Source organism: Pseudomonas sp. LPB4.O (assembly GCF_038383825.1).
Classification (GTDB): domain Bacteria; phylum Pseudomonadota; class Gammaproteobacteria; order Pseudomonadales; family Pseudomonadaceae; genus Aquipseudomonas; species Aquipseudomonas putida.
Genome location: NZ_CP151298.1, coordinates 4,912,315 through 4,932,999, shown reverse-complemented (window position 1 = coordinate 4,932,999; position 20,685 = coordinate 4,912,315). Strand labels below are relative to the sequence as shown.

The following is a 20,685-nucleotide window of genomic DNA, read 5'->3' as shown; positions in this document are numbered from 1 at the left end:
TCGGCTGGGCGGTCTGCATGCCACACAGGTTGCGGCAAGCACCCGCCACCCTCTAAACCACGTCGAGGCGGATCTTGTACTGGTTCAGCAACTGAGTGAGGGTGGGGGTAGGCGCCTGATCGGTCACCAGGCAGTCGACCAGGCTGATCGAGCCCAGGCGCACCATGGCGTTGCGCCCGAACTTGCTGGAGTCGGCGGCAAGGATCACCTGCCGGGCATTGGCGATGATCGCCTGGGATACCCTTACTTCCTGGTAGTCGAAGTCGAGCAGGCTGCCGTCCTCGTCGATGCCGCTGATACCCACCAGGGCGAAATCGACCTTGAACTGGTTGATGAAGTCGACACTGGCCTGGCCCACCACTCCACCATCCCGGCGCACCGTGCCACCGGCCACCAGCACTTCGAAATCGTCCTTGGCAGCCAGGATCGCCGCCACGTGCAAGTTGTTGGTGATGACCTTCAGGTGGTTGTGGTTGAGCAGTGCGCGGGCGATGGATTCGGTAGTGGTGCCGATGTTGATGAACACCGAGGCATGGTCGGGAATCTGCCGGGCCACGGCGTCAGCGATACGCTGCTTTTCATCGCGCATCTGGTCGGCACGCATGGCGTAGGCCGTATTCTCGATACTCGAGTCATAGGCCGCGCCACCGTGGTAGCGGCGAAGCAGGTTGAGCTCGGCAAGCTGGTTGATATCTCGACGGATGGTCTGCGGCGTCACGACGAACAGCTGCGCCATTTCTTCGATACTGACGTAACCGCGCTCGCGCACCAGTTCGAGGATTTGTTGTTGGCGGGGGGGCAGATTCATGGGCGGTCCTTTGGGGCAGCCGGACAAATTCTGCAATGATGCCGTAGGAAGGGGATGACGGCCAGTGGACGATTGGGGCCGCGTGGCGGCCCCAATGTGTTTTACGCCTCGTGCTCTTCCCAGTCACGGGTACGTTCGACGGCTTTCTTCCAGCCGGCATACAGCTTCTCTTTCTGCGTTTCATCCAGCTGCGGGCTGAACTCGCGCTCGATGATTGCCTTGTCGCGCAGTTCGTCCAGGCCGCTCCAGAAGCCGCAAGCCAGGCCGGCCAGGTAGGCGGCGCCCAGGGCTGTGGTTTCGCGCATTTGCGGGCGCTCCACGCACGTGCCGAGGATGTCGGCCTGGAACTGCATGAGGAAGTTGTTGGCCACTGCACCACCGTCCACACGCAATTCGGACAGGCGCTGGCCGCAGTCCTGCTGCATGGCATCGAGCACGTCGCGGGTCTGGTAGGCGATCGACTCCAGCGCGGCGCGGATGATGTGGTCCACCTTCACGCCACGGGTCAGGCCGAACAGCGCGCCACGGGCGTACGGGTCCCAGTACGGGGCACCCAGGCCGGTGAATGCCGGCACCAGATAGACGCCGTTGCTGTCCTTGACCTTGCTGGCGAAGTATTCGGTATCCAGGGCGTCGTTGACGATCTTCAGCTCGTCACGCAGCCATTGAACGGTGGAGCCACCGTTGAACACCGCGCCTTCCAGTGCATAGGCCACCTCGCCACGGGGGCCGCAGGCGATGGTGGTGAGCAGGCCATGGGACGATTTTACTGCCTGCTCGCCGGTGTTCATCAGCAGGAAGCAGCCGGTGCCGTAGGTGTTCTTGGCCTGGCCGGGTTCTACGCACATCTGGCCGAACAGTGCCGACTGTTGGTCACCTGCGATGCCAGCAATGGCAATGCCGCTTTTTGTCTGGCCGTACACTTCTGAAGAAGAACGAACCTCGGGCAGCATCTGCCGCGGGATGCCGAGGATTTCCAGCAGCTTGTCGTCCCACTCCAGGCTATGGATGTTGAACATCAGCGTGCGCGAGGCATTGGTGTAGTCGGTGACGTGCACCTTGCCGCCCGAGAACTTCCAGATCAGCCAGGTATCGATGGTGCCGAACAACAGTTCGCCACGTTCGGCGCGTTCGCGGACGCCCTCGACGTTGTCGAGGATCCACTTCAGCTTGGTGCCGGAGAAGTACGGGTCGGTGACCAGGCCGGTGGTGTCGCGAATGTAGTCTTCATGGCCGTCGCGCTTGAGCTGGGCGCAGATCTCGGTGCTGCGGCGGCACTGCCAGACGATGGCATTGTAAACCGGGCGGCCGGTTTCCTTGTCCCACACCACAGTGGTTTCGCGTTGGTTGGTGATGCCGATTGCGGCTACCTGGGCATGGCTGATGCCTGCCTGTGCCAAGGCCTCGACCATGGTCGCGCTCTGCGTGGCGAAGATTTCCATCGGGTCGTGCTCGACCCAGCCCGCCTGCGGATAGTGCTGGGCGAACTCGCGCTGGGAGGTGCCCACCACATTGGCGTCGCGGTCGAAAATGATGGCACGCGAACTGGTGGTGCCCTGGTCCAGGGCGATGATGTAGTTCTTGTCCTGGGTGTCTGTCATGGTCGTAGGCCTTGCGAGAATAGGAGGTCAGGGCTGGGCATGTAGCCGGCATCAATTGGCTTGAGTATCGCCCTGGCGATTGTCATTTGTCTCAGGGTTCGCGGCAGCTGCCATTGGCAGGTTGCGGGCAATCAGGCCGCGATAGGTCGCGGCACCCAGGCAAGCGCCAAGGATCGGTGCAAACACCGGAACCAGGAAATACGGTATGTCCCGTCCGCCAGTGAAGGCGATTTCGCCCCAACCGGCCAGGAAAGTCATGAGTTTTGGCCCGAAATCGCGAGCAGGGTTCATGGCAAAGCCGGTCAGCGGGCCCATGGCGCTGCCGATCACCGCGATCAGCAGGCCGATCAGCAGCGGGGCCATGGCGCCGCGCGGCAGGCCGTTGTTGTCGTCGGTCAGGGCCATGATCACGGCCATCAGGATAGCCGTGATGACGACTTCGACCAGGAACGCCTGGCCGGTGGACAGCGAGGGATGTGGGTAGGTGGAGAACACCGAGGCCAGCTCCAGGCTGGCTTCGCTACCGCGCAACATGGCGTGGGCCTGTTCGAAATCGAAGAACAGGTTGCTGTACAGGGTGTAGACCAGCGCCGCGCCGCAGAACGCGCCGCATACCTGGGCCAGCATGTAGAAGGGCAGCTTGCGCTTGTCGAAACCGGCGAACAGGGTGAGGGCGATGCTCACTGCCGGGTTCAGGTGCGCGCCGGAAATGCCGGCAGTGAGGTAGATCGCCATGCTCACGCCGACGCCCCAGATGATGCTGATTTCCCACAGGCCGAAACTGGCGCCGGCGACCTTGAGCGCGGCAACACAGCCGGTGCCGAAGAAAATGAGCAGGGCTGTGCCGAGAAACTCGGCCAGGCATTGGCTGGACAGCGTGGGTTGGCGTAGAGCAGTCGTCATGTATGACCTCGTTTTTTTTGTTGTGAGGCGCGTGGCGCTCGACAGCAAAGCCCGGTGTCGATCCCCATTGACCCCGGGCAAATACAGGAAACGCACCTTAAAAGTGCGTCATTTGTTCAGAAGCGAAAAAATATAGACAAGAAACGCTGATGTCAAAGGTCGAAAGTGAACGACCAGTCACGAAATGGTCGCTAAAATTGGCTGCGAATCCGCGTACTAGAGGTGCGCCATTGCGGTGTGCTGGCTGCGCTGTGGGAATTGTCCTAAAGTAGCCGCCGAGCCGTCCCAGACCGGAGCCCTTGCATGACCCCCGCCTTAGACCTGTTGAAGAAGCATCGCGCCGAGCACCGTGTGCACAGTTATGAGCATGACCCCAAGTCGGCGTCCTACGGTCTGGAGGCGGCGGAAAAGCTCGGGCTCGACCCGCAGCAGGTGTTCAAGACCTTGCTGGCGAGCAGCGAGAAAGGGGAGTTGCTGGTGGCGGTGGTGCCGGTGGTGGGCACCCTGGACCTCAAGGCCCTGGCCCATGCTGCCGGGGTAAAGAAATGCGAAATGGCAGACCCGGCGGCGGCGCAGCGGGCTACGGGTTATCTGGTGGGGGGGATCAGCCCTTTGGGGCAGAAGAAGCGCTTGCGAACCTTCATTGATGAATCAGCGCAGAATTTTGCAACCATCCATGTCAGCGCTGGACGGCGTGGGCTGGAAGTGGAGTTGGCGGCGGCGGTGCTGGCCGAGCATACCCAGGGCAAGTTTGCCGGAATCGGCAGAGGCTGAGCCGGGCAAGCCCGCGAAGGGCCGCAAAGCGGCCCCAGGGATCAGCAATCAGGTCGCGGAACTGTACCGACGCACGCCATTCTCCTGCCGCGGCAACTGCGCCGCAACGCTACCCGGCACCGGGAACAGCACCAGGTGATCGGCTTTCACCGCAATCCCCACATCTTCACCGACCTGAAGGTCGTTATGGCTAGGGAAGATCGCTTCCAGCTGGCTGCCAGTCGGCAGTTGCAGGCGGTACAGGGTCGATGCCCCCAGGAAGCTCTTGCCAACGATGTTCGCCTGTAGCGCGCTGCCCGGTGCATACACGATATCGTCGGGCCGCAGCAGCACGTCCACCGAACTGCCCGGTGCCATGATGTAGGCACGGTTGCCGCGCAGTTCACCCAGCTCGGTATTGACGGCCTCGTGGCTGCTCATCTGCCCACGGATGAAGTACCCCTGGCCAATGAAGCTGGCCACGAACGGCGTCTGTGGTTCGTGGTAAAGGTTGTAGGGCGTGTCCCACTGCTCCAGGCGGCCTTCCTTGAACACACCGACCTGATCGCTGACGGCAAAGGCTTCTTCCTGGTCATGGGTAACCAGGATGGCGCTGGTGCCACGGCTCTTGAGAATATCGCGAACCTCATGGCTCAGGCGCCGGCGCAACTCCACGTCAAGGTTGGAGAATGGCTCGTCGAGCAGCAGCAACTGCGGCTCCGGCGCCAGCGCACGGGCCAGGGCGACCCGTTGCTGCTGGCCGCCAGACAATTCGTGCGGGTAACGCCCGCCCAAACCGCCAAGCTTGACCAGTTCGAGCATCTCTTCGATGACGGCGGCCTGGCGTGGGTGCTTGGCGATGCCAAAGGCAATGTTCTGCGCCACGGTCAGGTGCGGGAACAGCGCATAGTCCTGGAACACCATGCCGATGCGGCGCTTTTCCGGGGCCAGGGTGAAGCCGGCGCGGGAGATGACCTCGCCGGCCAGCTGGATCTCGCCTTCGTGTACCGGTTCGAAACCGGCAATGGCGCGCAGCGTGGTGGTTTTCCCGCAACCGGATGAACCCAGCAGGCAACCGATGTCGCCTGCGTTCAGGTGCAGATTGAGGTTCTGGACGATGCGCTGGTCGCCGTAGCCGCAGGCGAGGTTGCGCAGGTTGAGCAGTAGGGGTTGACTCATGCGTGGTGGTAAGCCGGTTCTACAAGGAATTCGAGAAGCGCCTTCTGTGCATGCAGGCGGTTTTCAGCCTCGTCCCAGGCGACCGAACGTGGGTCGTCGAGCAGGTCCTGGCTGATTTCCTCGCCACGGTGGGCGGGCAGGCAGTGCATGAAGAGGACATCGGGTGCCGCCAGGTCGAGCAGTTCGCGGGTGACCTGGTAAGGCGCGAAATGCGCCAGGCGCCGTGCAGTTTCCTCCTCCTGACCCATGGAAGTCCAGACATCGGTGACCACCAGGTGGGCATCACGCACGGCTTCCTTGGCATCGCGGATGATCTGCACGCGGTCACCGCCCAGCGCCATGAAGCGCTGATCCGGCTCGTAGCCTTCGGGGCAGGCGATGCGCAGCTGGAAATCGAACTGCCTGGCGGCCTCGATATAGGAGTTGCACATGTTGAAACCGTCGCCGATCCAGGTCACGGTCTTGCCCTGTATCGAGCCGCGGTGCTCGAGGAAGGTCTGCATGTCGGCCAGCAGTTGGCATGGGTGCGACTCGTCGGACAGGCCGTTGATCACCGGCACGCGCGATTTGGCGGCGAATTCGGTCAGCGTGCTGTGGGCGTGGGTACGAATCATTACCACATCGACCATGCTCGACAGCACGATGGCGCTGTCACCGATCGGCTCGCCACGGCCCAGCTGGGTGTCGCGTGGCGACAGGAAGATGGCCTGGCCGCCCAGCTGGATCATGCCAGCCTCGAACGACACGCGGGTACGGGTCGAGGATTTCTCGAAGATCATGCCCAGCACGCGGTTCTTCAGAGGCTCGAACAGCACGCCTCGTTTGCGCAGGTCCTTCAGCTCGATGCCGCGGCGGATCACCCCGAGCAATTCGTCGGTGGTGAAGTCCAGCAGGGAGAGAAAGTGCCTAGCGCTCATGATTGACTACCTTATCTGCAACGGTATGCAGGTCGACCGTATGGTTTTTTTTGACAACGGGATTGACCTGCGGCGTAAGCCGCACGGGGCGGACGAAAATAGGGAAAGGCGCAATACTATAAGTAAATGTCGCCTGAAGCCAAGGGGGAACAGCGGCCTGATTGCAAAGGGTGTTGCAAAGGGTGTCTTCACCCGTCGGCCTGTGCTGTTTTTTATTTGCTACACGAGGTTGTACAGGGCTTGCTGGCAATTTGGCAAATGGCTGTCGCAAATCGTGTGCCTGATGTCGGTGGATTCACGAGGCGAAGGGCGCTGGCCGGGGGCAGGGGGCGGGCGCATAGTCAGTGTTCGACAACAACAAGGCAGAGGCGGCCATGACCAAGACCCTGCATCACCGTGCCTGTCACCTGTGCGAAGCAATCTGCGGGCTGAACATCGAAGTCAGCCATGAAGACGACGGGCGGGCGCTAATCAGCTCGATCAAGGGCGACCCCCAGGACCCGTTCAGCCGTGGCCACGTCTGCCCCAAGGCCGTGGCCTTGCAGGACATCCAGAACGACCCTGACCGCCTGCGCCAGCCCCACAAGCGGGTAGGGGAGCGTTGGCAGGCCATCGGCTGGGACGAGGCCTTTGCTCTGGCCACGGATAAGTTGTGGGCGGTCCAGCAGGCCCACGGGCGCAATGCGGTGGCGGTCTACCAGGGCAACCCAAGCGTGCACAATTACGGTTTGATGACCCACAGCAACTACTTCCTCGGCTTGCTCAAGACACGCAACCGTTTCTCGGCCACCTCGGTGGACCAGCTGCCACAACACCTGGTCAGCCACCTGATGTATGGCCATGGCCTGCTGCTGCCGATTCCGGATATCGACCACGCCGACTTCATGCTGATTCTTGGCGGCAACCCGCTGGCCTCCAACGGCAGCATCATGACCGTGCCCGATGTGGAAAAGCGCCTCAAGGCCCTGCTTGGCCGGGGCGGGCGCCTGGTGGTGGTGGACCCTCGGCGCAGCGAAACGGCGGCCATGGCCGATACCCACCTGTTTATCCGTCCGGGTGGGGATGCAGCCTTGTTGTGCGGCGTGCTCAACACCCTGTTCGAGGAGGGCCTGGCGCAAGGTTCGCACTTACCCATCAACGGCCTGCAGCAGGTGCGTGAGGCCCTTGCCCCCCTCAGCGCCGAAGCCATGAGCCCGCATTGCGGCATTGCCGCTACGCAGATCCGCCAGCTGGCACGGGACTTCGCTGCGGCAGAAAAGGCCGTGTGCTATGGCCGCATGGGCGTTTCCACCCAAACCTTCGGCACCCTCTGCCACTGGCTGGTGCAACTGATCAACCTGGTGACCGGCAACCTCGACCGTGAAGGCGGCGCTTTGTGTACCGAGCCCGCCGTCGACTTGGTGGCCACAACCTCGGGCGGCCATTTCAACGCCTGGCAGAGCCGGGTGTCGGGTTTGCCCGAGTACGGTGGCGAGCTGCCAGTAGCGGCCCTGGCTGAAGAGATGCTGACACCTGGCGAAGGGCAAGTACGCGCCTTGGTGACAGTGGCCGGCAACCCGGTGCTGTCCACGCCTAACGGTCGCCAGCTGGATGCGGCCCTGGAAGGCCTGGAATTCATGCTCAGCATCGACCTCTACATCAACGAAACCACTCGGCATGCCGACCTGATCCTGCCTTCCACCTCCTCGCTGGAAAACGACCACTACGACAGCACCTTCAACTTGCTGGCCGTGCGCAACGTCACCCGCTTCAACCGGGCGATCCTGGCCAAGCCTGACGGCGCGCTGCACGACTGGGAAATTTTCGTCGGCCTGGCCCAGGCGTTTGCCAGGCGTGCCGAGCTTGAGTTGAAACCGACCTGGGCACCTGCGCAGATGATCGATCTGGCCTTGCGCAAGGGGCGCTATGGTGAAGCAACGCCTTGGCGGCTGTCACTGGCAACGCTGGATGAGCACCCACACGGGCTTGACCTCGGGCCATTACGCAGCAACCTCGCTGCGCGCCTGGCGACTACCAGCAAGGCTGTCGAAGCGGCACACCAGGTATTGCTGGACGACCTTCACCGCCTGACGCAACTGGCACCGCCCGTACCGGGTGAGCTGCTGCTGATCGGCCGCCGCCATGTGCGCAGCAACAACTCATGGATGCACAATTTCCACCGCCTGGTGAAAGGCAAGCCTCGCCATCATCTGTTGATGCACCCGCAAGACCTGCAACAGCGACAGTTGCAGGACGGCCAGCGGGTGCGTATCCGCTCCCGCACGGGTGATCTCGAAGTCGAGGTGCAAGCCTGCGAGGACATGATGCCCGGTGTGGTCAGCCTGCCCCATGGCTTCGGTCACGGTCGTCAGGGCGTGCACATGCAGATCGCCCAGGCGCAGCCCGGGGTGAGCGCCAATGACCTGACCGACGAGCGCTTGCGTGACCAGGTTTCCGGCAACGCTGCGCTCAATGGCGTACCCGTGCAGGTGGAGGCCGCGTAAGGAACAGCAAGGCCGAGCACGCTGCTCGGCTTTCCGTTACAATGCGCCACCGTGCCGACAACAGCGTCGCAAAGTTAAGCCGAGGTGCTACATGGATATCATCGAAACGATCAAAGAGCAGATTGCCAACAACACCATTCTGCTTTACATGAAAGGCTCGCCGAATGCCCCGCAATGCGGGTTCTCGGCCAAGGCATCGCAAGCAGTGATGGGTTGTGGCGAGAAGTTCGCCTACGTCGACATCCTGCAGAACCCGGAAATCCGTGCCAACCTGCCAAAATATGCCAACTGGCCGACCTTCCCGCAGCTGTGGGTAGCCGGTGAGCTGGTTGGCGGTAGCGACATCATGCTGGAAATGTTCGAGAAGGGTGAGTTGCAAACCCTGATCAAGGACGCTGCTGCCAAAGCCAAGGCTTCCGAAGCCTGAGCTTCCGGCAAGCATAAAAAAACCCGCTGATAGCGGGTTTTTTTATGCGGCGAATAATTATTCTTCGCCCATCTGCGACTGCAGGTAGTTTTCGATAGTGATCTTGTCGATCAGCCCCAGTTGGGTTTCCAGCCAGTCGATGTGCTCTTCCTCGGATTCGAGGATCTCTTCAAGCATGTCACGCGAGCCGAAGTCGCCAGCGGTTTCGCAATGGGCGATGGCTGCCTTCAGGTCGGCCAGGCCTTTCTTTTCAAGCTTCAGGTCGCACTCGAGCATTTCCTTGGTGTGCTCGCCGATTAGCAGCTTGCCCAAGTCCTGAACGTTAGGGATGCCTTCGAGGAAGAGAATACGCTTGATCAGTTTGTCAGCGTGCTTCATCTCGTCGATGGATTCCTTGTACTCGTGCTTGCCGAGCTTGTTCAGGCCCCAATCTTCGTACATGCGTGCGTGCAGGAAGTACTGGTTGATCGCGACCAGCTCGTTTCCGAGGATCTTGTTGAGATGCTGGATGACGCTTACGTCGCCTTTCATTACGGGTTCCTGCCCTGTAGAAGTGTGCCAATACAGTGAAGTTTGAGCCCGATACTTAGTAGTGTCAAACCTAAGTTGTTGAATAATAAGTGAAAATTAATAGGAATAAGAATGTTTGTGAACCGCGTTGGAGCGCTAACTTATTGAATTCAAGGCATAAAAAAACCGGACACAGGGTCCGGTTCATTGAATTCTGGGGTTTCAGGCCGCGGTAAATTCCACGGGATAGGGCAGGGCGGCCTGGCTGACCTGAAGCTCGGTCAGGGTCTCACGGACCACTTCCTTGGCCAGGCAGGCGCATTTGCCACACTGGCTTGCGACATTGGTCGCGGCTCGCACTTCCTTGTAACTGCAGCATCCTTCATAGATCGCATCGCGGATCTGTCCGTCGGTGACGCCGACACAAAGACACACATACATAAGGGCTGACCATCGCGGGTTGAGTCGATGGATTGGAGCTTAATGTTAATGAGAATGCTTGTCAAAGTGCTTTCTGAAAAGGCTGTGCTTGAGCGACCGGTGGTTGCCTGCCTGATGGATTCGGCCTGTCATCAGAAGCCGTGTATGATGGTCGGCCTTTGTTGGATGTCGGGCAAGCCCGTCTGGCCCGGCAAACGGTTTTTCACCCTCATCAGGAGATTACAATGAGCGTACTCGTTGGTAAGAAAGCCCCCGATTTCACCGTTCCAGCCGTGCTGGGCAATGGCGAGATCGTCGACAGCTTCAACCTGGCTTCGGCCATCAAGGGCAAGTACGGCCTGGTGTTCTTCTACCCGCTGGACTTCACCTTCGTCTGCCCGTCCGAGCTGATCGCCCTGGACAACCGCATCCCGGACTTCCAGGCGCGCAACGTCGAAGTGATCGGCGTGTCGATCGACTCGCACTTCACCCACAACGCCTGGCGTAACACCCCGGTCAACAACGGCGGCATCGGTCAGGTGAAGTACACCCTGGCTGCCGACATGACCCACGAAATCTGCAAAGCCTACGACGTAGAGTCCGAAGGCGGCGTGGCCTTCCGTGGCGCCTTCCTGATCGACACCAACGGTGTTGTCCGCTCGCAGATCATCAACGACCTGCCACTGGGCCGTAACATGGACGAGCTGCTGCGCCTGGTTGACGCCCTGCAGTTCCACGAAGAGCACGGCGAAGTCTGCCCTGCCAACTGGAAAAAAGGCGACAAAGGCATGAACGCTTCGCCAGAAGGCGTCGCAGCCTACCTGAGCGAGAACGCTGGCAAGCTGTAATTGCCGCTCGCATAAAAAAACCGGCCTTCGTGGCCGGTTTTTTTGTGCCTGGACTACAGGGCTTTCAGTGCCTGTCCTGGCTCTTTCGCGGCACAAGGCCGCTCCTGCGGGAGTACGCATACCCTGGAGGAGCGGCCTTGTGCCGCGAAAGGGCCGCAACGCGGCCCCCGGACTCAACTCAATCGTTGAAGTCGCGCCAGCCGCCCATCTCTTTCCAGCGGTTGACGATGCCGCAGAACAGCTCGGCCGTCTTCTCGGTGTCGTACCGCGCCGAGTGCGCCTCACGCCCGTCGAAGTCGATGTCCGCGCTCTGGCAGGCACGCGCCAGCACGGTCTGGCCATACGCCAGGCCCGCGAGGGTAGCGGTGTCGAAGCTCGAAAACGGGTGGAACGGGTTGCGCTTCAGGTCGTTGCGCGCCACCGCCGCATTGAGGAAGCCCAGGTCGAAGCTGCTGTTGTGGCCGACCAGGATCGCCCGCTTGCAGCCATTGGCCTTGAGTGCCTTGCGTACGCCGCGGAAGATGTCGGTCAGCGCGCTTTCCTCGCTGACGGCCATGCGCAGCGGGTGGTCCAGCTTGATGCCGGTAAACTCCAGCGCGGCGGCTTCGATGTTGGCGCCCTCGAACGGCTCTACCCGGTGGAAGTAAGTGTGCTCGGGGAACAGGAAGCCTTTCTCGTCCATGCCGATAGTGACGGCGGCAATTTCCAGCAGGGCATCGGTGGCGCTGTTGAAACCACCTGTCTCCACATCCACCACTACCGGCAGGTAGCCGCGGAAGCGCTCGGCCATCGGGTGGCGCGAACCGCTGCTGCCTTGGGTGTCCATGTCGTCTTCGTAGAGTTCTTCGCTCACGCGTTTTCCTCCAGCAGGCGCCAGCGCAGTTTTTCACCGGCGCGCAGCGGGATTACGGTCTGCTCGCCAAATGGCAGGCTGTCCGGGGCGGTCCATTCTTCACGCACCAGGGTAATGGTGTCGGTGTTCGCCGGCAGGCCGTAGAAGGCCGGGCCGTGCAGGCTGGCAAAGCCTTCCAGCTTGTCCAGCGCGTTACGCTGCTCGAACGCTTCGGCGTACATTTCGATGGCCGCGTAGGCGGTGTAGCAACCGGCGCACCCGCAGGCGGCTTCCTTGGCGTGACGAGCGTGCGGTGCCGAGTCGGTGCCCAGGAAGAACTTCGGGTTACCGCTGGTGGCCGCGTCCAGCAGCGCCACCTGGTGGGTGTTGCGCTTGAGGATCGGCAGGCAGTAGAAGTGCGGGCGAATGCCGCCAACCAGCATGTGGTTGCGGTTGTACAGCAGGTGCTGCGCGGTGATGGTCGCGCCGACGTTGGCCGAAGCCTCGGTAACGAACTGCGCGGCATCGCCGGTGGTGATGTGTTCGAACACCACTTTCAGCGTCGGGAAGCGCTCGACCAGACGACGCATGTGCTCGTCGATGAAGCGCTTCTCGCGGTCGAAGACGTCGATCTCGCTACGGGTCACTTCGCCATGCACCAGCAGCGGCATGCCAACTTCCGCCAGCGCCTCGATGGCCGGGAAGATGTTGTCGATGCTGGTCACGCCCGAATCGGAGTTGGTGGTAGCGCCGGCCGGGTACAGTTTGGCGGCGTACACGATGCCGCTGGCCTTGGCCTCGCGGATGTCGTCGGCGCTGGTGCGGTCGGTGAGGTACAGCACCATCAGCGGCTCGAAGCGGCTGCCGGCAGGGCGGGCGGCCAGGATGCGCTCACGATAGGCGCCGGCCTCGTCGGCATTACGCACCGGAGGAACCAGGTTAGGCATGATGATGGCACGGGCAAAAGTGCGCGCCACGTCGCCAACGGTGTGGGGCAGGACGGCACCATCGCGCAGATGGATGTGCCAGTCGTCGGGGCGCAGGAGGGTCAGGCGATCGGACATTGGGGATTCCAGGCGGGTCGAACTCAAGCCCCAATGCTACCGGAAAACCCTGGGGCGAGCACGGCTATCAAGTTTTCCGGCAGGCGTCCGATAGCCTGCAGGTAAGCCGTCAGAATTAGTGGAGCCGCCCGTGCGCCAGCGTTACCTAACCCTGTTGACCCTGTTCGCCAGCCTGCCGGCCGGCGCACTGACTTTCCAGACGCGCATGGAGAACATTGCCTGGAAGGTCGAGGGTGACCAGTTCGAGTGCCGTCTTATCCAGCCAATAGAAGGTTTTGGCAGCGGCGAGTTCGTGCGTCGGGCAGGTGAACAACCTGTGTTCCAGCTGCGTTCGGACAGCAACGTACTGGGTGCAGGTACGGCCAGCCTGCTGGCGGCGGCGGCGCCGTGGCAGCCTGGGCGGGGTGATATCAACCTGGGCAGTGTGCGCATGGCCCGCACCGGAGTGCTGTTCAGTTCCTCCCAAGGCCAGGCCAGCCGCCTGATCAACGGCTTGCTCGACGGGCGCAGCACAGTGGTGCGCAACTACACCGGTGAGGCCGATAGGCCGATGGAAGTGCGCGTGCTGCCGGTCAGCTTTGCCAAGGCCTACAGCGACTACCAGGTTTGTGCCAGCAAGCTGCTGCCAATGAATTACGATCAGGTGCGCCAGACCCAAGTGGGCTTCCCGGGTGGCGGCACCGATCTGGACGCGTCGGCGCGTGCACGGCTGGATGTGATCTTGGATTACATGAAAGCCGACCCGACGGTAAACCACATCGAGCTGAACGGCCACTCCGACAACAGTGGCAACCGCCTGACCAATCGTGACCTGTCGCGCCGTCGCGCGCTGGCGGTGGCTGACTACTTCAAGGCCCATGGCTTGGCTGAAGACCAGATCACGGTGCGCTTCCATGGCGAGCAGTACCCGTTGGTGAAGAACAACAGCGCTGCCAACCGGGCGCGCAATCGCCGGGTGAATATCGAGCTGGATCGGGTTTCGGTGGTTGAGAAACCTGTGGAAAAACCGGCTGAGCCAGCGGCGCCTGCCGCCCCGGCCCCAGCCCCAGCCAACCCGGCTGCTGCCGCGCCGGGGGCGAAGGCGCCCTGAGATCGGTGTGGCTCCAGGTGTTTGCCACGACATTTCCAGCGCCTGTGAGATCGAGCGCCGCCCGCGCGGCGCTTCGCAGCACGAGGCTGCTCCTACATCTGTTTCGGGCCAGTTATTCCTGAAGTTGCAGCGCTGCGCCTTGGCGTCCACGTCGATATCGTGCCAGGCGAACAAGGCGTTCGCGTGCTCAGGCACAGGCGTGACTGGCCGGAAACAACTGTAGGAGCAGCCTTGTGCTGCGAAGCGCCGCGCGGGCGGCGCTCGATCTCACAGGCGCTAGAGATGGTCATGCATACACCCGTCGCCCTTCCGACAGTTCCTGTCGCTTTGTCGTCAGAAGCTGTCGCCCCACTGTAAATTTATCCGCAAGGTCGTTAGAATCGATCCCTTTCCGTACAACCCCGTGGAGTGATGGCATGGCGGACGTAAAAAAGGTCGTACTGGCGTATTCCGGCGGCCTTGATACTTCGGTGATTCTCAAGTGGCTGCAGGATACCTACAACTGCGAAGTGGTGACCTTCACCGCTGACCTGGGTCAGGGCGAAGAGGTCGAGCCGGCCCGTGCCAAGGCCCAGGCAATGGGTGTTAAAGAGATCTACATCGACGACCTGCGCGAAGAATTCGTGCGTGATTTCGTGTTCCCGATGTTCCGCGCCAACACCGTATACGAAGGCGAGTACCTGCTGGGTACTTCCATCGCCCGCCCGCTGATCGCCAAGCGTCTGATCGAAATCGCCAACGAAACCGGCGCTGACGCCATTTCCCATGGCGCCACCGGCAAAGGCAACGACCAGGTGCGTTTCGAGCTGGGTGCCTACGCCCTGAAACCAGGCGTCAAGGTCATCGCCCCGTGGCGTGAGTGGGACCTGCTGTCCCGCGAAAAACTGATGGACTACGCCGAAAAGCACGGCATCCCGATCGAGCGCCACGGCAAGAAGAAGTCGCCGTACTCGATGGACGCCAACCTGCTGCACATCTCCTACGAAGGCGGTGTCCTGGAAGATACCTGGACCGAGCACGAAGAAGACATGTGGCGCTGGAGCGTCTCGCCTGAGAACGCCCCGGACCAGGCGACCTACATCGAGCTCACCTACCGTAACGGTGACATCGTTGCGATTGATGGCGTCGAGAAGACTCCGGCCACCGTCCTGGCCGACCTGAACCGTATCGGCGGTGCCAACGGCATCGGCCGCCTGGACATCGTCGAGAACCGTTACGTCGGCATGAAGTCGCGTGGCTGCTACGAGACCCCAGGCGGCACCATCATGCTCAAGGCCCACCGTGCCATCGAGTCGATCACCCTGGACCGCGAAGTCGCTCACCTGAAAGATGAGCTGATGCCGAAGTACGCCAGCCTGATCTACACCGGCTACTGGTGGAGCCCGGAGCGTCTGATGCTGCAACAGATGATCGACGCTTCGCAGGTCAACGTGAATGGCGTGGTACGCCTGAAGCTGTACAAAGGCAACGTGATCGTGGTCGGCCGCCAGTCGGACGACTCGCTGTTCGATGCCAACATCGCGACCTTCGAGGAAGATGGCGGCGCCTACAACCAGGCAGACGCGGCCGGCTTCATCAAGCTGAACGCACTGCGCATGCGCATTGCTGCCAACAAGGGCCGTTCGCTGCTCTGATTGCTGGCACGTGTCGTAGAAACCCCGGCTCAGGCCGGGGTTTTTTTCTGGCTGCAGAAACGTCCGGGCTTTTAGCGCTCGTCGTTCACGACGTTGCCCTCGAGTGCGCTGATCGACAGCTGCGCACATTGCCGCCTGTCCAGATTGCAAAAGCGCCAGGTACGCGCTGGTACGGGGGGGTGGGCTAGTGCAGACAGGAGTTGCTGTTCCATCATGCGGTTGGCGTCGGGGCCGGAAAACATGAACGTGACTGGCTCGCCCTTGGTCGCTTCGTGGGGACTGTTGGTCATGGCAGGAGTGGCCACGTTGTTGGGGATCGGCATGTTGTCATCCGTCGTTCTGCCGGGCGATGGGCTGTAGAACGACTTGTAGTTGAAATTGAGCGTCAGGAAGAACAGTGCTGTGAGAAAAAACGGGAAGCCCACCAGAAACCAGGTGTAGAGTTTTTGGCTGGACTCGCTGAGAAACGGCAGTGTCGCGAGCGCGGAGGCTTCGATGATCCCCGCGAAGATGGCAATGATCGTCAGCGGGGCGACAGGTTGTGCTTGGGTCATTTGGGCCGTCTCCAGCGGTTTTGCCCATCTATACCTGACCGTTGAACTCAACTAAAGACTGGACTGGTTTCCGGGTGAGAACTAATCGCCGAATAGCCTGGTTGCCTTGATTTTTCAGCGTGTTTGAGTTGGATATTTCTTCAAGTGGGCGTCAGGTTTTCAACTGGTGCGAAATTGCGGGCGGGTGATACCGTCAGTTTGGTGATAAAGAATTTAGTTATTACAACTGCAGTAATTATTTGTAGGAAATTTCCGTAAGTTCTGTAAGTTTCATCTGCTCATCAGTTTCGCTGGGAATTCGCCGCGCCATCGGACGCCCTGTCGGTTATCGTGGCGTGCCAAAGCAAAAACAATGAATCAATGGATATCGCATGAATAAAGTGCTTATCGTGGATGATCATCCGGTCATACGCCTGGCCGTGCGCATGCTGATGGAGCGGCATGGGTATGACGTGGTGGCGGAAACCGACAACGGGGTGGCTGCACTGCAACTCACACGGCAACACCTGCCGGATATCGTGGTACTGGATATTGGCATCCCCAGGCTTGATGGCCTGGAGGTGATCGCGCGCATGGCAACGTTCAGCCCGGGGAGCAAAGTCCTGGTACTGACGTCGCAGGCCCCCGGCAACTTCTCGATGCGCTGCATGCAGGCGGGGGCATCGGGTTACGTGTGCAAGCAGCAGGAACTCACCGAATTGCTCAGCGCCATCAAGGCCGTGTTGTCAGGGTATAGCTACTTCCCCAACCAGGCCTTGCATGCGTCGCGTGGCAGGGGAGGGGGGAGCGAGACGGATATGGTCAACCGTCTTTCAGCGCGCGAGATGACCGTGTTGCAGCAGTTGGCGCGGGGGCGCTCGAACAAGGAAATTGCCGACAGCATGTTCCTCAGCAACAAAACGGTCAGTACCTACAAATCCCGGCTGTTGCTCAAGCTCAATGCGCGGTCGCTGGTTGACCTCATCGAACTGGCGCAGCGGCAAGGTCTTAACTGACTGCCAGGCCGCAAAGCCTCCCGTCAGGAGGCTTTGCCAGGGCTCCCGAGCAGCGCTACAGGTCGTAGTCGAAATCGGCCAGTTGCTTTTGCAGGCGCCGTTCTTCCAGCATGTTGTCGATGGTGCGGCGTTTGCTCAGGTTGGTCTTTGCGCTTTCCACCTGGGGTTCCGCTTCATCCTCTGTGGCAACAAAATCATCTTCGATCGACAGGTCGTCTTTATCGGTGCTCATGAGTCGCTCCAAGCCAAGGGGCCATTGGCCGTCCTTATAACCAGAAAGCAGACGCTGGTAAAAAAGATTTTTTCAATCGCCGCGAGTGGTTTTGAGCTATCGGCTCAATCGTCACTGGTCTTGTGCTTGTATTCGCACAAGTCTTCGATCCGGCAACTGCCACACCTTGGCTTGCGGGCCTGGCACACATAGCGCCCATGCAGGATCAACCAGTGATGGGCGTCGAGCAGGTAATCCTTTGGCACGAACTTGACCAGTTTCTTCTCCACCTCCAGCACCGTCTTGCCTGGCGCGATGCCCGTGCGGTTGCTGACCCGGAATATATGGGTATCCACCGCCATGGTCGGCTGGCGAAAGGCAGTGTTAAGCACCACGTTGGCGGTCTTGCGGCCCACGCCGGGCAGTGCCTCCAACGCTTCGCGGGTTTGCGGCACCTCGCTGCCGTGCTGCTCTATCAGCATCCGGCAGGCTTCGATGACGTTTTTGGCCTTGCTGTTGTAAAGGCCGATGGTCTTGATGTATTCGCTCAGGCCTTCAACGCCCAGGGCATGGATGGCCTCGGGGGTGTTGGCGACGGGGAACAGGCGGGCGGTGGCCTTGTTGACGCCGACGTCAGTGGATTGCGCAGACAACGTCACGGCGACCAGCAGTTCGAACGGGGTGGTGTAGGCCAGTTCTGTCTTGGGGTCGGGGTTGTCTTCGTGCAGCCTGCGAAAGATCTCCAGGCGTTTGGCGGCATTCATGAAATCAGAGCTTTCCTTGACGACGTGGGTGGGCAGGGCCCGGACGCAGGCGATTGTACAAGGCCAGCAGCAGTCCGAGCAGTAGCAGCGCGCCGGGGGCCAGGCTGGCCAGGTGCAGGCCGGTCAGCTCAGCCAACCCTTGGCGGCTGGCGCCGAGCAGCAGGCAGATGCCAAGCACAGCGCCAAGGTGCCTGACGAGCAGGCGCCAGCGGCCCTGATCAGGCAACAGGTGGTCGTAAGCCAGGCATGGCAGGCAAAGCAGCGCTGGATAGTGGCCCAGGGCTATGGCCAGTGGCAGCAGCCACGCACGCAAGGCCAGTTGCAGGCAGCTTGCCAGGGCGGCCAACAGCAACAGGCTCGCCAGCACGTACGCCCAGTTGGCCAGCCGCTGGCGCAAGGGTGCCAGCAACACCTGGTGCAGGCTAACCATCACGATCGCGCACACGCCGATGGCGGCGCCCTCGCGCAGCGTTACGGTGGCACCGAGCATGGGCACAAGGCTTGCTGCCAGCCAGTAGACGCTATTCATGCGGGGTGACCTCCAGCAGCGTGCTGCGCTGCTCATCGAAGTAGCTCAGGGCCTCCTGTAGTGCCGTGATCACGGCCCGTGAGGTCACGGTTGCGCCGGCCAGTTGGTCAAAGTCGCCCTGGTCCCGCTTCAGCGCCCAGTGGTCGCCCAACTGACGGTTGTCAAACTGCTCCAGCCAGTGCACCTGTGGGTCTCCCAGGCGTGCGCCCAACCCCGGGCTTTCCTGTTGCTCGACCACTTGGCTACCGATCAGCCGGCCGTCGGCGGCGATGGCGATGCTCAGCACGATCGGCCCGACATAACCTTGGGCCTGGGTGATCAGGATGATTGCGGTGGGCTCGCCGGCTCGGGTGGCCCGGTAAGTTGCCAGGATCCGGCTGTTTGGCCGCTGGGCGGCGGGCCTTGGCAGGGGGCTGTCCAGTGGCTGGTTGTCGTAACTGCCTTCAGGCAGCACCGCCAGCCGCTGGCGGCTTTGCAGTTGCTTCTCGGCGCTGACGATGGCGGTACTGGTCCAATGTCGCCAGGTCAGCGTGGCAGACACAGCCAGTGCCCCGGTCAGCAGCAGCAGGCCTGCGTCACGCGCAAGGCGGTTCATCGGGGGGCCTGCTGGCGTTGCAGGGCCAGGCGCTCAAGGCTCGGTGCCATGAGGTTCATCAGCAAGATGGCGAATGCCGTGCCATCCGGGTAGTTGCCCCAGGTGCGAATCAGGTAGATCAGCAGCCCGGCTCCCAGGCCGAAGCACAACCTGGCCCATTCATTCTTGGGGCCGGAGACGGGCTCGGTGGCAATGAAGAACGCCGCCAGCATGGTTGACCCAGAGAACAGGTGCAGCAAGGGTGAGCCGTTGGAGTCCGACCCCGAACCGTTCCAGCCCAACAGGCTGAACACGAATAGCCCTGCCAGCAAGCCCGCAGGCGCGTGCCAGCTGATCACCTTGCGCTGCAGCAGGAACAGGCCGCCAAGCAGGAACGCCAGGTTGGCCCATTCACTGCCCCTGCCGCCAATACTACCGAAGCCCGGATGACTGGCGAACAGCTCGTCAATGGTCAGGCTGCGATTGTGGCGCAGGCCGTCGAGCAGCGTAGGCCGAGCCCAGCCATCAATGTGCTGACCACCTGTAAACACCTGCTGCAGGCTTTCCAGCAGGCCAGGTGCAGGCCCTGGCCAATGGTTCATCTGCAACGGGAAGCTCAGCAATACGAAGGCATAACCTACCATGGCCGGGTTGAACAGGTTGCGCCCGACACCGCCAAACGCTTGCTTGCCGATGCCGATGGCAACGCTGGTGGCAACCACAGGTAACCACCAAGGGGTGAGGGTGGGCAGGGCGCACGCCAGCAAGATGGCTGTCACCAGTGCGCTGCCATCGCTCAGCGCCGGCTTCGGCGGTTGCCCGCGCATTGCAAGCAGCAGGGTTTCGCACAGTATGGCGGCACTGGCGCAGAGCAACAGGTTTACCAGCAAACCCCAGCCGTGCAGCCACAGCAGTGTCAGCAGGCCAGGTATGCAGGCCAGCAAGACCAGGCCCATGCTGGTGCGTAGTCGCGGGTCGGGGCTGGTGTTCATTGTGCAAACAACCCATTGAAGCCGGAAAATGCCATGGCCATTACCCCGGCACCGATCAATTCGATAGGCAGGCCGCGCAGCACGCCGGGGATATCGGCATGGGCACTGCGCTGGCGCAGGTCAGTGAACAAGACCAGCGCCAGCCAGAAGCCACCACCGGCCAGCAAGGCTTGCAGCAGAATGGCGGGCCACGTGCTGTCGTCGCTGGCCTGCTGTAGCGCCAGCCCAAGCGCTACGGCATTGCTCAAGAGTAGGCCTGGCAACCCCGTCACGGGCCAGGTCGGGCGCCATTTGGCCAGCAGCCACGGCACACCCCATGCCAGCAATGCCAGCCAGGGCAATAGCACGAACAGGGCAAGGTCTTGGATGTGCAACGGGGCAAGCACCCCTCGCACCAGCAACTGGGCACCGATCACGCCCAGCGCAATGCACAGCGCGCAGGCCAGGCCGTGCACATGCAAGTGCAGCCTGGGGGCTGACGGTTTTAGCAGGCACAGGTGATTGACCAGCGCCGCGCTGATCAGGACCAGGATGTAGTCGCTCATGAGATGACGATAGCCGGGAATCAGGGTGGTTGTCCGGCAAGCAAGGCGCAGA

The 20,685-nt window shown here is 61.5% G+C and carries 23 protein-coding genes; 7 read left to right on the top strand and 16 right to left on the bottom strand.

Translation table 11 applies throughout. The features are described 5' to 3' along the window. Window positions 1–52 precede the first annotated feature (52 nt). The 3 genes from glpR to MRBLPB4O_RS22310 all read right to left on the bottom strand — a co-directional run bounded on the left by glpR (window position 53) and on the right by MRBLPB4O_RS22310 (window position 3,312). Window positions 53–808: a DNA-binding transcriptional repressor GlpR gene (gene glpR / locus MRBLPB4O_RS22320; protein ID WP_016498205.1), complete on the bottom strand. Its 756-nt coding sequence runs from the start codon at window positions 806–808 to the stop codon at window positions 53–55. A gap of 101 nt (window positions 809–909) precedes the next feature. Further along, complete coding sequence (glpK, locus tag MRBLPB4O_RS22315; RefSeq protein WP_341796625.1) at window positions 910–2,409, bottom strand: glycerol kinase GlpK; 1,500 nt, start codon at window positions 2,407–2,409, stop codon at window positions 910–912. A gap of 51 nt (window positions 2,410–2,460) precedes the next feature. Next, a complete protein-coding gene (locus tag MRBLPB4O_RS22310) occupies window positions 2,461–3,312 on the bottom strand; it encodes an MIP/aquaporin family protein (protein WP_016498207.1) in 852 nt (283 codons plus the stop codon). A 303-nt stretch (window positions 3,313–3,615) separates the two neighbouring features. On the opposite strand from MRBLPB4O_RS22310, the gene ybaK reads away from it, so the two are divergent. Continuing rightward, window positions 3,616–4,086, top strand: a complete 471-nt coding sequence (ybaK, locus tag MRBLPB4O_RS22305) for a Cys-tRNA(Pro) deacylase (RefSeq protein WP_012273891.1) — start codon at window positions 3,616–3,618, stop codon at window positions 4,084–4,086. 48 nt (window positions 4,087–4,134) lie between these two features. Here ybaK and MRBLPB4O_RS22300 read toward each other — a convergent pair whose 3' ends face one another. Further along, on the bottom strand, window positions 4,135–5,244 hold the full coding sequence (locus MRBLPB4O_RS22300) for an ABC transporter ATP-binding protein (protein WP_016498208.1): 1,110 nt from the start codon (window positions 5,242–5,244) through the stop codon (window positions 4,135–4,137). Continuing rightward, window positions 5,241–6,161, bottom strand: coding sequence for an ornithine carbamoyltransferase (gene argF, locus MRBLPB4O_RS22295; protein ID WP_016498209.1), 921 nt, complete (start codon window positions 6,159–6,161; stop codon window positions 5,241–5,243). Before argF ends, MRBLPB4O_RS22300 begins: the two co-directional genes overlap by 4 nt. A 374-nt stretch (window positions 6,162–6,535) precedes the next feature. Here argF and MRBLPB4O_RS22290 point away from each other — a divergent pair, with 374 nt between their 5' ends. After that, entirely contained in the window at window positions 6,536–8,644 is a 2,109-nt protein-coding gene (locus tag MRBLPB4O_RS22290; protein WP_341796624.1) for a molybdopterin-dependent oxidoreductase, read from the top strand. A gap of 91 nt (window positions 8,645–8,735) precedes the next feature. Next, entirely contained in the window at window positions 8,736–9,071 is a 336-nt protein-coding gene (gene grxD / locus MRBLPB4O_RS22285; protein WP_016498211.1) for a Grx4 family monothiol glutaredoxin, read from the top strand. Window positions 9,072–9,128: 57 nt separating this feature from the next. On the opposite strand, the gene bfr is transcribed toward grxD, so the two are convergent. Further along, window positions 9,129–9,602, bottom strand: a complete 474-nt coding sequence (gene bfr / locus MRBLPB4O_RS22280) for a bacterioferritin (RefSeq protein ID WP_016498212.1) — start codon at window positions 9,600–9,602, stop codon at window positions 9,129–9,131. Between the two features lie 201 nt (window positions 9,603–9,803). Then, on the bottom strand, window positions 9,804–10,022 hold the full coding sequence (locus tag MRBLPB4O_RS22275; protein WP_016488781.1) for a bacterioferritin-associated ferredoxin: 219 nt from the start codon (window positions 10,020–10,022) through the stop codon (window positions 9,804–9,806). 224 nt (window positions 10,023–10,246) lie between these two features. Between MRBLPB4O_RS22275 and MRBLPB4O_RS22270 the strand changes: the two genes are divergently transcribed. Next, complete coding sequence (locus MRBLPB4O_RS22270; protein ID WP_012273884.1) at window positions 10,247–10,849, top strand: peroxiredoxin; 603 nt, start codon at window positions 10,247–10,249, stop codon at window positions 10,847–10,849. Window positions 10,850–11,027: 178 nt separating this feature from the next. On the opposite strand, the gene rnt is transcribed toward MRBLPB4O_RS22270, so the two are convergent. Together rnt and pyrC are read right to left on the bottom strand one after the other, a co-directional pair. Next, window positions 11,028–11,702, bottom strand: a complete 675-nt coding sequence (gene rnt, locus MRBLPB4O_RS22265; protein WP_016498213.1) for a ribonuclease T — start codon at window positions 11,700–11,702, stop codon at window positions 11,028–11,030. After that, entirely contained in the window at window positions 11,699–12,745 is a 1,047-nt protein-coding gene (gene pyrC / locus MRBLPB4O_RS22260) for a dihydroorotase (RefSeq protein ID WP_341796623.1), read from the bottom strand. The genes rnt and pyrC overlap by 4 nt, the downstream gene beginning before the upstream one ends. Window positions 12,746–12,875: 130 nt before the next feature. On the opposite strand from pyrC, the gene MRBLPB4O_RS22255 reads away from it, so the two are divergent. Continuing rightward, the gene (locus MRBLPB4O_RS22255) at window positions 12,876–13,835 is read left to right on the top strand and encodes an OmpA family protein (protein WP_341796622.1); all 960 of its coding nucleotides are present in this window, start codon (window positions 12,876–12,878) and stop codon (window positions 13,833–13,835) included. Window positions 13,836–14,251: 416 nt separating this feature from the next. Then, window positions 14,252–15,469 carry an argininosuccinate synthase gene (locus tag MRBLPB4O_RS22250; protein ID WP_341796621.1) on the top strand — a complete coding sequence of 406 codons (1,218 nt, stop codon included), beginning with the start codon at window positions 14,252–14,254 and terminating at the stop codon, window positions 15,467–15,469. 71 nt (window positions 15,470–15,540) lie between these two features. On the opposite strand, the gene MRBLPB4O_RS22245 is transcribed toward MRBLPB4O_RS22250, so the two are convergent. Beyond that, complete coding sequence (locus MRBLPB4O_RS22245) at window positions 15,541–16,023, bottom strand: hypothetical protein (RefSeq protein ID WP_341796620.1); 483 nt, start codon at window positions 16,021–16,023, stop codon at window positions 15,541–15,543. A gap of 371 nt (window positions 16,024–16,394) precedes the next feature. Between MRBLPB4O_RS22245 and MRBLPB4O_RS22240 the strand changes: the two genes are divergently transcribed. Next, a complete protein-coding gene (locus MRBLPB4O_RS22240; RefSeq protein WP_016488774.1) occupies window positions 16,395–17,018 on the top strand; it encodes a response regulator transcription factor in 624 nt (207 codons plus the stop codon). Window positions 17,019–17,073: 55 nt separating this feature from the next. On the opposite strand, the gene MRBLPB4O_RS22235 is transcribed toward MRBLPB4O_RS22240, so the two are convergent. The 6 genes from MRBLPB4O_RS22235 to MRBLPB4O_RS22210 form a co-directional block, all read right to left on the bottom strand. After that, window positions 17,074–17,250, bottom strand: coding sequence for a hypothetical protein (locus MRBLPB4O_RS22235; protein WP_016498218.1), 177 nt, complete (start codon window positions 17,248–17,250; stop codon window positions 17,074–17,076). Between the two features lie 104 nt (window positions 17,251–17,354). Then, the gene (nth, locus tag MRBLPB4O_RS22230) at window positions 17,355–17,993 is read right to left on the bottom strand and encodes an endonuclease III (protein WP_016498219.1); all 639 of its coding nucleotides are present in this window, start codon (window positions 17,991–17,993) and stop codon (window positions 17,355–17,357) included. 4 nt (window positions 17,994–17,997) lie between these two features. After that, window positions 17,998–18,522, bottom strand: coding sequence for an Rnf-Nqr domain containing protein (locus tag MRBLPB4O_RS22225; RefSeq protein ID WP_059395472.1), 525 nt, complete (start codon window positions 18,520–18,522; stop codon window positions 17,998–18,000). After that, window positions 18,515–19,117, bottom strand: coding sequence for an RnfABCDGE type electron transport complex subunit G (locus tag MRBLPB4O_RS22220; protein ID WP_341796619.1), 603 nt, complete (start codon window positions 19,115–19,117; stop codon window positions 18,515–18,517). Before MRBLPB4O_RS22220 ends, MRBLPB4O_RS22225 begins: the two co-directional genes overlap by 8 nt. Continuing rightward, on the bottom strand, window positions 19,114–20,088 hold the full coding sequence (locus MRBLPB4O_RS22215; protein ID WP_341796618.1) for an RnfABCDGE type electron transport complex subunit D: 975 nt from the start codon (window positions 20,086–20,088) through the stop codon (window positions 19,114–19,116). The genes MRBLPB4O_RS22220 and MRBLPB4O_RS22215 overlap by 4 nt, the downstream gene beginning before the upstream one ends. Continuing rightward, window positions 20,085–20,633 (bottom strand): Rnf-Nqr domain containing protein, encoded by a 549-nt coding sequence (locus MRBLPB4O_RS22210; protein WP_341796617.1) that lies wholly within the window; start codon window positions 20,631–20,633, stop codon window positions 20,085–20,087. Before MRBLPB4O_RS22210 ends, MRBLPB4O_RS22215 begins: the two co-directional genes overlap by 4 nt. Window positions 20,634–20,685: the final 52 nt, after the last annotated feature.